The sequence below is a fragment of the Winogradskyella sp. HaHa_3_26 genome (assembly GCF_019278425.1).
Taxonomy (GTDB): domain Bacteria; phylum Bacteroidota; class Bacteroidia; order Flavobacteriales; family Flavobacteriaceae; genus Winogradskyella; species Winogradskyella undariae.
In genome coordinates this window covers 2268753-2286345 of record NZ_CP058981.1, presented here as the reverse complement: position 1 = coordinate 2286345, position 17593 = coordinate 2268753, and the positions used below count along the sequence as shown (strand labels likewise).

Sequence of the window (17593 nt, the reverse complement as noted above, 5' to 3'; positions counted from 1 at the left end):
TTATTTTTGAATAACGTCATCAACGTCTTTTACTTTTGATACTAAAGCTGCAGCGATTAAAAAGCTGACACCACTCATTACTAATGCAAATATGGCTTGGTCACCATAAGCGTATTTTATAAGAGGTCCGCCAATTAATGCGTTAATTATTTGTGGAATTACTATGAAGAAATTAAAAATCCCCATATAAACCCCCATCTTTTTAGGTGAAATGGAACCTGCTAAAATAGCGTAAGGCATAGCCAAAATACTTGCCCAAGCAATACCGATACCAATCATAGAAACGATAAGCCAATTTTTATCCGGCATAATATAAATGGAAAGTAATCCGAGTCCACCAATAATTAATGAAATGGAATGCGTACGTTTTCTCCCTATTTTCTTAGCGATATAAGGCAATGCGAAAGCGTAAAATGCAGATACAAGATTATAAATACCAAACAGAATACCTATCCAATCGCCAGCATCTTGATATGCAGAACTACTGCTATCTGTAATTGGCAATCCATAAATATGCTGTGCAATTGCTGGTGTGGCAAATACCCACATACCAAAAAGACCAAACCATGAAAAGAACTGCACCCAACTTAATTGGCGCATGGTTGTTGGCATTTTTTTAAAATCTTCTAAAATATCTAAAAGACTAGATTTTTCTTCTACAGGAATTTTAAGACTATCAGTGTCTTGGTGTTCGTTTTCAAAAGCATGTAATTCTTCTGGTGAATATTCTTTAGTCGTAACCACAGTTACTAAAATTGAAATAATCAACATTACTGCTCCAATAATAAAGGACCAAATTAAATTTCCTGGTACAACACCTGCTACAGTTTCGTTTGAAACACCAAACCAATTGGTTAATGCATAAGGTAACCAAGACCCAATTACAGCTCCGAAACCAATTAATGCCGTTTGAATACTAAAACCTGCAGTACGTTGATCTGTTCTAAGATTATCTCCTACTAAAGCACGGAAAGGTTCCATGGCAATATTAAAAGAGGCATCCATAATCATTAACATCCCTGCTCCAACCCAAAGTGCTGGCAAAAATGCAATAAACATATCTGCTTGTGGCATAAGTACCAAACCAACAGACGCCAAAATAGCACCGACTAGAAAATAAGGTTTTCTACGACCGAATTTCCCCCAGGTTTTATCGCTACAATGCCCTACAATAGGCTGAACGATTAATCCCATAAGGGGTGCTATAATCCAAAACCATGACAGTTCGTGGATATCTGCTCCGAAAATTTGAAGTATTCTACTTGCGTTGGCATTTTGAAGGGCGAAACCCATCTGAATTCCTAGAAATCCAAAACTCATGTTCCAGATCTGCCAGAAACTTAATCTACGCTTTTCCATTAAAATAGTATATTAATATTAATACTATTCTGACAAGCTTAGCTTATCAAAACTTTTTCATTGAGAAGTGAAAATATAAGTTTTGATTATGGTACAAAGATATAAAAGATTTTAAAACGGCAATGTTAAATTTCTATTTGGTGGATTCTCGCTCTACTAATTCGGTATTAATTACAATGGTCTGAAACTGCTCTTCTTCCGCTTCAAACTCTTTCTCTATTTTATCTATTAAAAGGTCCGCAGCACGTTCTCCCATTAATTGCGCATGCTGACTCACAGTAGTTAAACTAGGTGTTGAATGTTTTGAAAGCACACCATCTGTAAACCCTATAACCTGTATATCATTAGGTACATTTAACCCCATTCTTCTTGCTACTTTCATAGCAGATAATGCGTATAATTCATTTACTGCAAACACACCATCTATCTCTTTATGAGCATTAAAAAGCTGCTCAATTTCATCTTCTAATTTTTCTAAATGAACCTCATAATCTAAGGTATCATCCATTTTTAGAATTAATTCTGCTTGAGGTGTAATTTTATTTTCTTCTAATGCTTCTAAATATCCTTGCGTTCTTAACCTACCAACACTCACATAATCTTTTGTTGTAATAAGAGCTATATGCTCACAATTATTAGATATCAATTTTTGCACTGCATTTTTCGCACCATTAAAATCATCAACTATAACTTTATCACATTTAATTTCAGATACTACTCTATCAAACATAACAATAGGCATTCCTTGATTCATGGTTTCATTGTAATGGTGATAATCTTGTTGCAGCAACGTTTCCTTAGACATTGAAAGGATAAACCCATCGATACTGCCATTAGCAAGCATTTCCATATTTATAACTTCCTTAGAAAAGGATTCATTAGATAAACCAATGATTACATTATAACCTCTTTTGTTAGCCACCAACTCCACACCTCTAATCACTTTAGAGAAAAAGTGATGTACAATTTCTGGAATAATAATTCCGATAGTATTAGTTTTTCTATTTTTAAGACTTAAGGCAATATTATTTGGTCTGTAATTATACAATTTAGCAAAAGCTTGCACTTTTTGAATCGTATCTGCACTAATTTCTTTACTATTTTTTAGAGCTTTCGATACTGTAGAGATTGAAACATCTAATTCTCTTGCTATTTGTTTTAAGGTGATTTTTTTTCTCATTTCTCACTATAAATTTGTCATTAATTCAGTTAAAAACCAAATTCAGAATATTATTGATATCCCAATATTAGTACTAAAAAGTAAAAATCCTTTATTTTTTGCATAATATTCTTAATAATATCATTTTATTTTAAAAGTTTTTAACACGCAAACGTTTTCGTGACTTCTATCATCTTTTTTAATAGCCAATTCACGTTAAATTTACATAGTTTTAACCCGAGAAGTGAAAATATAAACTAATTAACTAAGCAATTAACTTAAACATATTGTATGAAAACAATCTTAAATGCTTTACTATTCTGTCTGATATTATTACCAGCAACCTTGATGGCACAATCTACTGCCACTGGTACAGTTACAGATAAAGCAAACGCCATGCCTCTACCTGGTGTTAATGTCATTATCAAAGGTACGTCCCGAGGAACATCGACAGATTTCGACGGTAACTACATGATAGAAATAAGTCAAGGTGAAACTTTAGTAATTTCTTATGTTGGTTACACCACACAAGAAGTTGTGTTTAACGGTCAATCTCCAATAGACATTATCTTATCTGAAGATGCAGCTCAATTAGACGAGGTGCTTCTTATAGGTTATGGTTCTGTAAAAAAGGATGATTTAACCGGTGCCGCAGATCTATTAAAGGCTGATGATTTTAATCAAGGCCCTCTAGTTTCTGCACAACAATTAATTTCAGGAAAAGTAGCGGGTGTCTCTGTAACTTCTGCAAGTGGTTCTCCAGGAGATGGTCAAAACATTGTAATAAGAGGTAATGGATCTTTAAGCCTATCTAGTAATCCTCTTATTGTATTAGACGGTATTCCTTTAGATCAAGGAGGTGTTGGTGGATCTAGAAATCCTCTAAACCTTATTAACCCGAATGATATTGAAAGCATGACGGTATTAAAAGATGCCTCTGCAACATCAATTTATGGATCTAGAGCAGCGAATGGAGTTATTATGATTACCACTAAAAAAGGTAAAGACTCTGAGTTTAGATTTAGCGCATCAAGTTCTACAACAATTCATACTTCTGTAGATAGAGTTGATGTTTTAAACGCAGATCAATTTAGAAGTATTGTTAACAGCCATCCTAACGCAAATGCAGCTACTCTCGCACTTTTAGGCAACTCTAACACCGATTGGCAAGATGAAATTTACCAAACAGCTTTTGGACAAGATCATTCATTTAGTGCATTAGGTAGTTTATTTGGTGTACCAATGAGGGTTTCTTTAGGACATTCTGATCACGATGGGAATCTAAAACGCGATAATTTTCAAAGAACAACAGCGTCTTTAAATTTATCACCAAAATTATTTGATGACCATTTAAAACTTGATATTTCAGCAAGAGGAAACTATACAGAAAATTTCTTTGCAGATCGAGGCGCTATTGGTAGTGCTAATAATTTTGATCCAACACAATCTATATATGATTCTAGCTCACCTTACGCAGGTTATTTCTCATGGATTGATGCTTCAACAGGTAATCAACCTACATTAGCAGGCACAAATCCTGTTGCATTACAAAATTTAAAAGATGATAGTTCTGAAGTAAGACGTTTTGTATTAAATGCAAAAGCAGATTACAAACTACACTTCTTTCCTGATATAACAGCAACAATAAGTACTGGTATTGACCAATCTAACAGTCATGGCAGAACGCTTGTCTCTGAGTTAATTCCGACATCAGACCTTACTTGGAATGGATCGAGAAGCACTTACACTAATGAGTCTACAAATAAATTATTTGACGCGTATTTTACCTACAAAAAATCATTTCAAGATGTTCACAATATTACAGCAGTTGCTGGGTATTCTTACCAATCTTTTGAGTATGATAACTTTAGTTATGATAGTGAAGCAGAAGAAGATGGAAATGATTTTGAATTTATAGACAAATCTAAAAATGTATTGCTATCTTATTTTGGTCGTTTAAATTATGATTATGATAGTAAATATTTATTAACGGCTACTTTAAGAGCCGATGCATCTTCAAAATTAAACCCAGATGATCGTTGGGGTTACTTCCCTTCTGTTGCATTAGCTTGGAATTTACACAATGAAGATTTCTTAAACGATAGCAATAACGTAAATGAACTTAAATTACGTGTTGGTTATGGTGAAGTTGGTAACGTAAATGGTTTAGGTGACTATTTATTTTTAACACGATATACAGGAAGTCAATCTACGGCTAATTATCAATTTGGAAATTCTTTTTACCAAACCTACAGACCAGAACCTTTAAATGAAGATTTAAGATGGGAAATAGGTAACACTTTTAATGTCGGTTTAGACTATAGTTTCTTTGATAGAAGAGTTTCTGGTTCGGTCAACTTATACCAAAAAGAAACTAAAGACTTAATTGCTTTTGCTTCTGTAGATCCGTTTACAAATTTCGGTTCTAAAATTCAGAAAAACATTGGTGATATGCAAAACCGTGGTGTTGAGTTTGCCGTAAATTTAATACCTGTAAGAACTGATGATTTTGAATGGTCTGTTAATTACAATATTTCATTCAATGATAATGAGATCACAAATTTACCTTTTGATCAAGACGCAGGAGGAATTAGTGCAGGAACAGGTAACAACGTTCAGATACATACTGAAGGTGCAGCACCATACAGTTTTAATGTATACCAACAAGTTTATGATACTAATGGAAAACCAATAGAAGGTGCCTTTGTAGACAGAAACGGAGATAATGTAATAAATGATGAGGATAAATACTTATACAAAGATCCTTATGCAGATATTATTATGGGATTAAACACGAACCTAAGCTATAAAAAATGGGATTTAGCTGTTGTAACCAGAGCAAATATTGGAAATTATGCATACAATGATGTATCTGCAAGTAACTCTTACTTAGATGGTGTAATACCAACAACAAATAATTTCTTAACAAACTTACACTCAAGTTATTTAGAAAATGGATTTATAAATCAATCTAATGAAAACACTTTTTTAAGCAGCCATTATGTTCAAGATGCTTCATTCTTTAAAATTGATAACATTACTTTAGGTTACACCTTAGATAATGCAATTAAGAATATGACTTTAAGACTTTATGGCTCAGTTCAAAATGTGGCAACAATAACGGATTACAACGGTTTAGATCCAGAAATCTCTGGTGGTATAGATAGTAACTTCTACCCTAGACCTAGATCTTACGTTTTTGGAGTAAATGTAGATTTTTAAAAAAGTTTGAATTATGAAAAATAGAATGAAACAAATTATATTTATAGTAACTATCTCACTTTTTATGACTGCATGTCATGATGATTTAGATCAAAATCCTATTGATCCAGATAGTTTTACAGAACAAGATGTTTTTGCAAACACAGCAGAAGCAAAAGGAGCCCTTGCTAAGCTTTATGCAAGTTTAGCCTTAACAGGTCAACAAGGTCCTTCTGGACAAGCTGATATTGCAGATATTGACGAAGGATTTTCTCAATATACACGTATGTTATTCAACTTAAATGAATTAACAACAGATCACGCTGTAGTGGGTTGGGGAGACGCAGGTTTACCAGATTTACATGGTTTATATTGGTCTGCTGGAAACGATTTTACAGGAGCGATGTACGTGCGTTTAGCACAAGAAGTTTCTTTTACTAATGCGTTTATTAAAAATGCATCTGAATTACCAGAAGGAGAATCTCAAACATTTATTGCTGAAGCTCGCTTTTTAAGAGCATTTGCGTACTATAATCTTATAGATTTTTATGCTAATGTTCCTTTAGTAACACAAATTACTACAGACTTACCTTCTCAAAGCTCTAGAACTGAACTTTTTGATTTTGTTGAATCTGAATTATTAGAAATTCAAGATTTGTTATTAGATTCAAATGAATACGGTAGAGTTGATAAAGTAGCTGCATGGGCATTACTTTCTAAGTTATATTTAAATGCAGAAGTATGGACAGGAACACCTAGATATACCGATTGTATTACATATTCTGAAAACGTACTGAACTCTTCTTACACTATTAACACAACTGATGCCAACGGAAACGGGAATGCTTATGATGAATTATTCTTAGCAGATAACAACACTAACGGAGCTCAAAATGAATTTATTTTTGTAGCCAACTTTGATGGTATTCAATCTCAAACCTTTGGTGGCTCTACATTTTTAGTTCACGCTGCAACAGGTGGAAGTATGGATCCTTTAAGCTTAGGTATCAACGGTGGTTGGGGAGGCTTAAGAACAACCAAAGCTTTAGTTGAAAAATTTGAATCAGGGGTCATTAATATCCCTCAATTAAATAGTCAACTTAGCGGTACACTTTCTAACTGGGGACTTGTAGGTGATTTAAATGAATGGGGAGATGAAGATGTAAAATTATACGAAACTTCTACAGACTTATACAAATTATATGTTGAATTACCTGATGGAGAATTAAAATTCAGATTTGATGAAAACTGGGGTAATAATTATGGTGACACTGGCGCTGATGGTATATTAGAATTTGGTGGTGATAACATCGCAGTAACAGCAGGCACATACTTAGTGACTTTTAATTTAGCTAATCTAACTTATAGTTTTGATCCTGTTATTTCAGAAGGTGATAAAAGAGGTATGTTTTATACTGATGGACAGAGTTTAGAAATAGGAAGTATTCCTCCTTTTGCAGAAGGTTATGCTGTAACTAAATTTAAAAACATTGATTCTAACGGTGCCCAAGGAAGCGATACAAGTGGTGATTTTGTTGATACAGATTTACCTCTTATACGTTTAGCTGAAATTTATTTAAACTACGCGGAAGCTCATTTAAGAGGTGGAGGAGGAAGCTTAAGCACAGCTGTTGAAAAAATAAACGAATTAAGAACAAGAGGTTATGCTAGCGAAAGTGGAAATATTACTTCGGGAGATTTAAATTTAGATTTTGTACTAGACGAACGCTCTAGAGAGTTGTATTGGGAAGGCCAAAGACGTACCGATTTAATTCGTTACAACTATTTTACAACAAACTCTTACTTATGGCCATTTAAAGGAAACCAAGCTAATGGAACTTCTGTAAGTACATTTAGAAACATATTTCCTATCCCTACAAATACAATTTCAACAAATCCTAACTTAATTCAAAACAACGGGTATTAATAAACTAATATAAACAACAACACTATGAAAACAATTAAATATCTAGCGCTACTGCTTATCACCGTAATCAGCTTCAATGCTTGTGAAAGTGACGATAGCATAACATATATAGCACAACCTACGGGAGAATTAACATTTACGAATGCTTTCTTAGAAGAATACATTCTCATACCTTCTGCTTCTAGCAACATAGGAGAGCGTTTTACTTGGAGTGATGCTGATTTTGATATACAGACAAATATTAATTATGAATTACAAAAATCTATAATTGGTGATTTTACAGATACAGAAGTTATTGGCACAACTACAGACAACTCTTACGCAGTAACAATCGGTGACTTATTAAGCTATGCAGAAGAAGCTGGTTTAGATAGTGATGATGCTACAGAAATGTCAGATACTGGTAATGTTTATTTTAGAGTGAGAGCCATTTTAGGAACGGATGCGACTTTAGAAATAATTTCTGAAACTCAAGCCTTAAACCTAAAACTTATCAATGGAGGAGAAACAGTAGAAGAAACTTTTAAAAATCTGTTTTTTGTTGGAGATGCTACAGCACCAGGTTGGAGCGAAAACAATAATAACCCCGCTTTAATTAGACATTCTGATAACGAAAACTTATTTAGCTACAAAGGCTACTTTGTTAGTGGAGGTGAAGGTTTTAAATTATTAGAACAACTAGGACAATGGCAGCCACAATGGGGTGCTGGTGCAGGTGAAAATGAAGCAGCAGTTAACGATGGTTCGGGAGAAGATCCAAGTGCTTTCACTATAGCTGCAGATGGGTATTATGAATTTACTATTAACACTGAAGAAATGACTTATTCTTTAGTAGATTACGATGCTTCTGCTGCAGCAACTTATACTACTATAGGTATCCTTGGAGATGCTACCGCAGGTGGTTGGGATGCAGATGCAGACATGACTCAATCTACTTTTGATCAACATATATGGAACATAAACGGTGTAGAATTAGCTGATGGTGAACTAAAATTTAGAGCTGACGATGCATGGGATGTAAGTTGGGGTAGTGCAAATGCGCTTAGTGGTTTTGGTGAATTAGGAGGAGCTAATATTCCTGTAACTGCAGGAACTTACAACATCTGGTTTAATGACTTAGATGGTGGGTATATTCTTATCCCTGTAGAATAATATAATTTTAACAATGAAAAAGGCTATGAAAACTCATAGCCTTTTTTTAGATATCAAAAATATTATGAAAAAAATATTACTTAATATATTATTGCTATTACCCTTAATTGCAATAGCACAAGTAACAACAAATCCTAGTCCAATATTAATTGATGAGTCTGTAACTATAACTGTAGATATTAATAGTAGTGATACAAATTGTAACAGCATTAGTAACCCTTCAAAAGTATATGCTCATTTAGGGGTTGGTAATGATAGTGATGAATATGGCATTGGCGTTGTTGGAAACTGGGGAGAAGATGATGGTATTGGAGAAATGACCAACAATAATGATGGTACATGGAGCATTACTTTTACACCTAACACTTATTTTAGTCTAACAAGTGAAGAAGAAAGCCTTGTTACCAAAATGGGAATGGTTTTTAGAAGTCCTAATGGAGACCAAGAACTAAAGGCTACTGACTGTTCAAATTTCATATTTAATATTGGTGCTTTCCAAGTTAATATGATTAACCCTTCTTCTAGCTCAAACGGTATTATAGTTGTAGATAATGGCGCTAGCACTCAGATTTTAGCACAAAACACAGGAGGTAATGCTGATTATGAACTCTTTGTTGATGGCGTTAGCGTCCACACACAAAATAGTACAACCTTTTATAATGGGTATATCTTTACAAATTTAACTGAAAATAAATCTTGTGAATTAGTTATTACTCAAGATGGTGTAAACATCATAAAACCATTTTCAATTATTGTAAACAATACTATATCTGAAACATTACCAACAGGATTAAAAGATGGTATTAATTACAATTCTACTGACAATTCAAAGGCAACTTTAGTATTAACAGCACCAAATAAAGATTTTGTATATGTCTTAGGAAGCTTTAATAATTGGGAAGCGTCTAATGAATATGCTATGAAAAAAGATAACGCTACAGATCAGTTTTGGCTTGAGTTAACAGGTTTAACTTCTCAACAAGTTGAAACTTATCAATATTGGGTTGGAGACGCAAGTCCTATATCTGGTTCACCAGCATTGGTAAAAGTAGCAGATCCTTATTCTCCGCTAGTATTATCTCCTTTTGATGATCAATACATCCCAGAAACTTCATATCCTAATATGCCAATATATCCGGCAGGTCAAGAGTTTGAAGTAACTGTTTTACAAACCGGCCAAACATCATACGATTGGCAAGTCTCAGATTTCGATAAACCATCTAAGGAAGATTTAGTGATTTATGAAGTTTTAATTAGAGATTTTGACACGGATAGAAACTTTCAAGACCTAATAGATCGCATCGATTATTTTAAAAATCTAAACATCAATGCCATTGAGTTGATGCCAATTATGGAATTTGAAGGCAATGAAAGTTGGGGTTATAATACCGCTTTTCATATGGCTATTGATAAATTTTATGGTAGTCAAGAAAAATTTAAAGAACTCGTAGACATTTGCCACCAAAATGGTATTGCCGTAATTTTAGATATTGCATTTAACCATGCTTACGGAAGAAATCCGATGGTTAGAATGTGGATGGATGATCCTGATGGTGATGGTTGGGGAGGACCTTCAACAGAAAACCCATACTTTAATGTTCTACCTACACACTCATATAGTGTTGGTAATGATTTTAATCACAGTTCTACATACACCAAAAACTATGTAAAACAAGTTGTAGATTTTTGGATTGAAGAATATAACATTGATGGTTTCCGTTGGGATTTAACAAAAGGATTTACTCAAAATTGTGGTAATGGTAGTGATAGCGGAGATGAAGGTTGTACAGGTAGTTACCAACAAGATCGTGTTGATGTTTTAAAAGAATACGCAGATCATTCTTGGGACATAGACCCTGATCACTACGTTATTTTTGAACATTTAGGTTCTGATAACGAAGAAAAAGAATGGGCAAATTATCGTCTAGATGAAGGTAAAGGAATTATGATGTGGGGCATAATGAATTCACCCTATAGTGAGCTAACAATGGCAGAAACTGGTAATAAAAACATTAGCCGAATGGGATATAATGCCCATACTGGTTTTAATGGACCACGCGTCGTTGGTTATGCTGAAAGCCATGATGAAGAGCGCTTAATGTATAAAAACATTGCTTATGGTAACACTAGCAATTCATCTCATAATGTGCAAGATCTTAATACGGCTTTATCTAGAATGTCTGCTTTAGGTGCAGTTTCTGTAATGATTCCTGGTCCAAAAATGATTTGGCATTTTGGAGAACTTGGAATGGAGAATTCAATTTTTACTTGTAGCGATGGAAGTTACAGTAACGATGGTTGTAAACTTTCTACTAAACCACAACCACAATGGACAAACAATTGGATCACTGATGCTTTAAGAAGTGAAATTTATAACGATTGGTCTAAGTTACATAGGTTAAAAATTGAAGAACCTGTATTTGAAGGCGATTACACCATTACTTCTGGTGATTTAACACCTAGAATTGATGTATATGATAATTCTATACCGACTTCTCAGCTTAGAAACGTTATTATTTTAGCGAATTTTGATGTCGTTTCTCAAACGGTAAACACTAATTTCCCTAGTGGAGTAACAACAACATGGTTTGATTTAATGGATGCTACAGGCGGTACAACTATAAGTAATTCTACAAGTACAATAACAATACCTGCTGGGCAATTTAGAATCTTAGGAAATATAGCTTCAGTAGCATTAAGTGTTGATGATGAAGCATTATCTAGTTTTAGTATTTATCCTAATCCAACGCAAACATCTTTTAGTATTAATGCTAATGTTTCTAATCTTGAAGTATATGATTTAACAGGAAAATTAGTAAAATCATTTAAAGGTGAATTGACCAATACAGATAGCTTTGATATTTCATCTTTAAATTCAGGAATGTATATTGTTAGAATTGAAAATGAAACAAATCAAACATTAACAACAAAGTTAGTAAAACTCTAATTACTAACTTAATAAACAACATCCCTATATACTGTAAAGGTGCTCAATTGAGCACCTTTACTTATTTAAAATTAAATATGATTTGTTCTAAATGTCGAGAATTAAGATAAGATCTTAATAAGCTAATATTTTACTTAATTTATATTTAAAACAAAAAAAAGCTCATCAACTAATCAATTTAAAAAATTTAAATCGTCATAGCAGATAATCTTTTACTCAAAAAAAATAATTTTTATTTATCCAATAAAAAACTCTCTAATTTTTCAACCATAGCTGTATTACCACAATAAAATGGCACACGCTCATGTATCTCTTTAGGTTTTAACTCTAAAATTCTTTGATAACCATTACTTGCTTTGGCACCTGCTTGCTCAGCTATAAAAGCAACAGGATTACATTCGTATAGCAACCTTAATTTACCATCTTGATGTATAGTACTGTTTGGATAAATATAAATACCACCTTTAATCATATTTCTATGAAAATCGGATACTAAAGATCCAATATACCTTGAAGTATATGGACGATCTCCTTCATCCATCTGGCAGTATTTTATATATTTTTTAACCCCTATAGGAAAATGGGTATAATTACCTTCGTTAACCGAGTAGATGCTTCCTGTTTCAGGAAATTTCATATCAGGATGCGACAAGTAAAATGACCCTATGGCCGGATTTAATGTAAAACCATTTACACCATCTCCTGTAGTAAAAACAATCATTGTAGATGTACCGTAAATCACATAACCTGCAGCCACCTGATTGATACCTGGTTGTAGAAAATCTTCCATTTCTACAGGACTACCAATTGGTGTAATTCTTCTATAAATAGAAAAAACAGTTCCAACAGATACGTTAACATCTATATTTGAAGATCCATCTAACGGATCCATTAAAACAACATATTTACTGCTATTGTTGTTATCAATACAATCTACTTTTATAAAATCGTCATCTTCTTCAGAAACTATTCCGCAGACAATATTTCTATTTTTTAAAGCTTGAATAAAGGTTGTATTAGCAAAAACATCTAACTTCTGTTGTTGTTCTCCTTGTACATTTACATCTCCAGAACTCCCAAATAAATCAACCAAACCTGCTTTATTAACCTCATGATTAACAACTTTAGCAGCAAGCCGAATTGCATTTAACAAACGGGACAATTCCCCACTTGAGTATGAAAACGAAGCTTGATTTTCAATTATAAATTCACCTAATGTTGGTTTTCTAGTATTCATGTATTTTGACTTTTAACAGAAATAATTATACTTAAAAAATGAAAGACCAACAAGGTAAAACATTTTTGCTTCTTTTATAAATTACATCGCAGCTTTATAAATCGCCATAGCATCTTCTACAGTTACCGTTCTAGGGTTACCACCTGTACACACATCATTAAGCGCATGTTCTGCCATAATTTTAAAATCTTCTTCTTTAACACCTAATTCTTTAAGCCCTGAAGGAATCCCTACAGCTTTAGATAATTTTTCAATAGCTTTTATTGCTGCATTAGCACCTTCTAAATCATTTTTATCATTTACCTCTACACCCATTGCTCTCGCTACTTTTTTAAGTTTATGCGTACAATTTGGTAAATTAAAACGTTCTACATGTGGTAATAAAATAGCATTTGCTACTCCGTGTGGCATATCATACATACCACCTAATTGATGGGCAAGTGAGTGAACAAAACCTAAACCTGCATTAGAAAATGATTGTCCTGCGATAAACTGCCCCCAAGCCATTTTACTACGGGCTTCTAAGTTTCCACCATTATTTACAGCTTCTTCTAAACTAGACGCTATTAATTTAATCGCTTCTAAAGCTAAAGCATCAGACCAATGAAAAGCACCTGTACACACATAAGATTCAATGGCATGTGTTAGAGCATCCATTCCTGTTGCTGCTGTTAGAGATGCTGGTTTACCCAACATTAATTCAGGATCATTTACAGCAATAGAGACTAAACAGTTTTTATCTACCATCACCATTTTAATATGGCGTTCTACATCTGTTATCACATAATTTATTGTGACTTCACTTGCAGTTCCTGCAGTTGTGTTGATTGCTATGATTGGTAAAGAAACTTTTTTAGATTTATTAATACCATCATAATCATTAATTTCACCACCATTTGTGGCTAAAATACCGATGGCTTTACCACAATCTTGAGGCGAACCACCACCGAGTGTAATTATAACATCGCAATCATTTTCTTTTAATAACTTTAATCCGTTATTTACATTCTTAACTGTTGGATTAGGCTGCACATTATCAAAAACAACCATTTCTAAATCCGATTCACTAAAAGCATCCATTACTTTTTGCGCAATACCTATATCTACAAGTACTTTATCTGTTACAAAAAGTGCCTTTTTGTAAGGTAATTCCTTTAACTCTTCACCTAAATCTTTTAAAGACCCAGGCCCAATTAAACTTAATGGCGGTAAATAAATTCGTCTACTTTGTAACATACTTTTTTATTTTAGATAATCTTTCATTAGTAATGCTGCACCTAAGGCACTTTCATTTTTACAATCGGAAATTTTAATGGTAATGTTATCTTTCAAGCATTTTAAAAACTGAATAAAGACTTCATTTTTATTAAATCCTCCAGAGATATAAACATCTTTTATGTTTGAGTTTTCATCTGAAATTAAATCAATTCCAGAGATAACCTTTTTACTTATTTCATAAATTAATTGATAATAAGCGGTTTCATAAGACAAGAATTTTTGAAGATATTCTGAATGAGCTTCAAAATCAGTATCTATTCCTTCGGCTAGAAACACACGAGAATTCTGATCAATTAATTCTTTACAAAGTGTGGTATTTAAAACGAGATCCATATGCGTATTAATATCTACTTTAAAATATTCGCTTAAAGCTTTTATGTAAACTTCATGGATACGCCCTAAAAACTGCATTGAAGATTTAACCTGCTGTTTTTCGGGGGTCATAAAACACAAACAATTATTTTTTAATTGGTGTTGTGTTAGGTTTTCTTTACTGAATGGATTCATGGTTATAATCCAAGTCCCAGTAGATAAAAGCACAAAATCCTTTCCTTCTTCATTTTCTAAAATAGGAATAATAGATGAAGAACTATCGTGTAAACCACGACCTACAGCAATGTTTTCGCCGTTAACATCTGTAATTACGGCTTCATTTCCTTTACAAGGTTTTGGTAGTGTTATATTTTCATCTTTAAGCCAATTGTGGTATTGCATGGTATCAAAATCCCACGTGGCCGTATGTGCACCAACCGATGTAAAATCGGCTGTAATTTTTTTAGTAAATAGATAACTTAAATATTGTGGATAATGTAAAATAGCATTGACTTGCTTCCACATTTCTGGCTTACTTTTCTTAACCCATAACATCTGAAGCCCCGTATTTAACATCCCGTAAGCTGGTGATGCTGTTTTTCTAGAAAACTCTTCTACACCTCCTTGTGACTCATAAAAATCACTAAAATCGTTAACATCTAATGGTTTTAAATAATTATACAAAGGAGCAATACGTTTCCCCTCTTTATTTAAATATATTAACGAAGCACCATGAGTTGAAAAATTAATGGCTTTTATTTGATAAGTTCCTAAATCTTGAATATTTTTTATTTCACTCTGAATCCAATTTTCTATGGCTTCAATATTATCGCAACAGAATCCATCCTCATCTTTTATCTCTTTAAACTGAATGGCATTTTGAAATACGACTTTAAAAGTTTCGTCAAATAAAAATATTTTTTTATTGGTTTTACCTATATCTATAACTGCTATAACTTTTTTCATGTGTGAAAGATTTGCTGTACCCACTTCTAATAGTAATAGAAACAAGTATTATTTAACATGAAGCTTCTTGATTTAGTGTCAAGAATAACTTATGAATCGTGATTTGATTTGGAAAATTAAAAATGATAACGAAGCTTCCCTTTTTAATAGTTCTCTTCTATTACAAGGGTAAGCTTCATTATCTAAATAGGGAAGGCTAAACAACTAATAACAAACTAAACGCATCCTTCCTATTTCTTTTTATGCTTGAATTTTTAATGCTTAAAACCGTATAAAGGTCCGTAATTATCACATGCTCTATAATCTGCACCTTCTAAGTTTTCACCGAAAGCAGACCATGCGCTTGGTCTAAATACATCATCTTCAGAAACATTGTGCATGTTTACAGGGATACGTAACATAGACGCTAATGAAATTAAATCTGCACCAATATGTCCGTGAGAAATAGCACCATGGTTTGCTCCCCATTTCGCCATTACTGTATACACATCTTTAAAGAATCCTGTACCAGTTGTTCTAGGTACAAACCAAGTTGTTGGCCAAGTAGGATCTGTTCTGTCATTTAAAACATTGTGTACATCTTCTGGTAACTCAACACTCCAACCTTCTACAATTTGTAAAACAGGTCCAATTCCTTTAATTAAGTTAATTCTACACATTGTTAAAGGCATTTCTGCTTTCGTTAAGAAATTAGAAGAGAATCCTCCTCCTCTAAAATATTCTACGGTAGCAGGTGGCCATTTTGTATTGTCTAAACATCTTTGAACATCATCTTTAGTAATGTCCCAGAATGCTTTCATTGTTGCGTTTCCTTCAGCATCTTGTTGTTGTGCTGTAGCATCTAAAGTTGTAGAACCAGAATTGATTAAGTGAATAATTCCGTTTTCTGCCAATCCTGTTAATTTTTTACCAGTAACTCTTTCTACAGATTCTGGACTCCAATACGTTCTTACATCAGAGAATAACTGTGCTTTATTAGTCAATAAGTGACCAAATAACATAGAAATTGCATTTAAACAATCGTTTTCTGTTGCAAATGTATATGCCTGACGAATTCCGTTCCAGTCGAAAGAAGAGTTTAAGATAGACTCTGTAAAATCTGCGTTTGGTTGGTAATCTGTCCACTGACGTTGTCCCTGGAAGCCACCCATAATAGCATTTCTTCCCTTAGATTCTTCACCAAATCCCATCTCTTTCAATTTAGGATTTCCGTTCATTAAATCTTTACAGATTAAAGTCATTTTCACAACTTTTTCCCACTCAGCATCTTTTTGCTCACGCGTTTTTTGTGCTTCAGGATTGTTTCTATCTTCTCCTTCTTTACAGTTTTCTTTTGTCCAAGCTAATGCTTTTGCATATTCTTCTTGATCAAAAATACCTTCATCTATACGTCTTAACAACTCAACAGATTCTACAAATTCTGCTCTTACGCCTAAATAGTCTTGTAAAAAGTTTACATCAACCATAGAACCAGCAATACCCATAGAACTATATCCAATAGATAAATAAGATTTTCCTTTCATTTGAGCAACGGCTAAAGCACCTTTTGCAAAACGAATAATTTTTTCTGAAACATCTTGAGGAATGGTTTGATCTCCACCATCCTGAACTTCTTTACCATAAATACCAAATGCTGGTAATCCTTTTTGAGAATATCCTGCTAAGGCAGCAGCTAAATATACCGCTCCTGGTCTTTCTGTTCCGTTAAATCCCCAAACTGCTTTAGGTAATAATGGGTCTGTATCCATTACTTCTGTACCATAACACCAACAAGGCGTTACTGTTAAAGAAACTTCTACACCTTCTCTTTTAAATTTATCTGCACAAGCAGCAGCATCTGCAACACCACCAATAGTAGTATCTGCAATAACACATTCTACTTTTTCTCCACTAGGGAAACGTAATGTTTCTTCAATTAATTTTGCAGCCGCTTTGGCCATATCCATCGTCTGAACCTCTAAAGATTCTCTTACTCCTAATTCTCGTCCGTCTATAACAGGGCGAATTCCTATTTTTGGTAATCTACCTATAAGTCTACTCATTATATATAAATTT

The 17593-nt window shown here is 33.5% G+C and carries 10 protein-coding genes; 4 read left to right on the top strand and 6 right to left on the bottom strand.

Annotated elements, in window-relative coordinates:
• Both H0I32_RS09870 and H0I32_RS09865 read right to left on the bottom strand, forming a co-directional pair.
• Positions 1–1359 carry an MFS transporter gene (locus H0I32_RS09870; RefSeq protein ID WP_179313485.1) on the bottom strand — a complete coding sequence of 453 codons (1359 nt, stop codon included), beginning with the start codon at positions 1357–1359 and terminating at the stop codon, positions 1–3.
• A gap of 133 nt (positions 1360–1492) precedes the next feature.
• Positions 1493–2539, bottom strand: a complete 1047-nt coding sequence (locus H0I32_RS09865; protein ID WP_173586331.1) for a LacI family DNA-binding transcriptional regulator — start codon at positions 2537–2539, stop codon at positions 1493–1495.
• Between the two features lie 270 nt (positions 2540–2809).
• Between H0I32_RS09865 and H0I32_RS09860 the strand changes: the two genes are divergently transcribed.
• The 4 genes from H0I32_RS09860 to H0I32_RS09845 all read left to right on the top strand — a co-directional run bounded on the left by H0I32_RS09860 (position 2810) and on the right by H0I32_RS09845 (position 11745).
• Positions 2810–5740 carry a SusC/RagA family TonB-linked outer membrane protein gene (locus tag H0I32_RS09860; RefSeq protein ID WP_179313486.1) on the top strand — a complete coding sequence of 977 codons (2931 nt, stop codon included), beginning with the start codon at positions 2810–2812 and terminating at the stop codon, positions 5738–5740.
• 25 nt (positions 5741–5765) lie between these two features.
• On the top strand, positions 5766–7646 hold the full coding sequence (locus H0I32_RS09855) for a RagB/SusD family nutrient uptake outer membrane protein (RefSeq protein ID WP_218747069.1): 1881 nt from the start codon (positions 5766–5768) through the stop codon (positions 7644–7646).
• A 24-nt stretch (positions 7647–7670) separates the two neighbouring features.
• On the top strand, positions 7671–8798 hold the full coding sequence (locus H0I32_RS09850) for a SusF/SusE family outer membrane protein (RefSeq protein ID WP_179313488.1): 1128 nt from the start codon (positions 7671–7673) through the stop codon (positions 8796–8798).
• A gap of 64 nt (positions 8799–8862) precedes the next feature.
• Complete coding sequence (locus tag H0I32_RS09845; protein ID WP_179313489.1) at positions 8863–11745, top strand: alpha-amylase family glycosyl hydrolase; 2883 nt, start codon at positions 8863–8865, stop codon at positions 11743–11745.
• A 232-nt stretch (positions 11746–11977) separates the two neighbouring features.
• Here H0I32_RS09845 and fbp read toward each other — a convergent pair whose 3' ends face one another.
• From fbp to H0I32_RS09825, 4 genes are all read right to left on the bottom strand, one after another.
• Positions 11978–12982, bottom strand: coding sequence for a class 1 fructose-bisphosphatase (fbp, locus tag H0I32_RS09840; protein ID WP_173586326.1), 1005 nt, complete (start codon positions 12980–12982; stop codon positions 11978–11980).
• Positions 12983–13063: 81 nt separating this feature from the next.
• Entirely contained in the window at positions 13064–14218 is a 1155-nt protein-coding gene (locus H0I32_RS09835) for an iron-containing alcohol dehydrogenase (RefSeq protein WP_179313490.1), read from the bottom strand.
• Positions 14219–14224: 6 nt separating this feature from the next.
• Positions 14225–15538 carry an FGGY family carbohydrate kinase gene (locus H0I32_RS09830; RefSeq protein WP_179313491.1) on the bottom strand — a complete coding sequence of 438 codons (1314 nt, stop codon included), beginning with the start codon at positions 15536–15538 and terminating at the stop codon, positions 14225–14227.
• A gap of 254 nt (positions 15539–15792) precedes the next feature.
• The gene (locus H0I32_RS09825) at positions 15793–17580 is read right to left on the bottom strand and encodes an L-fucose isomerase (RefSeq protein ID WP_218747068.1); all 1788 of its coding nucleotides are present in this window, start codon (positions 17578–17580) and stop codon (positions 15793–15795) included.
• Positions 17581–17593: the final 13 nt, after the last annotated feature.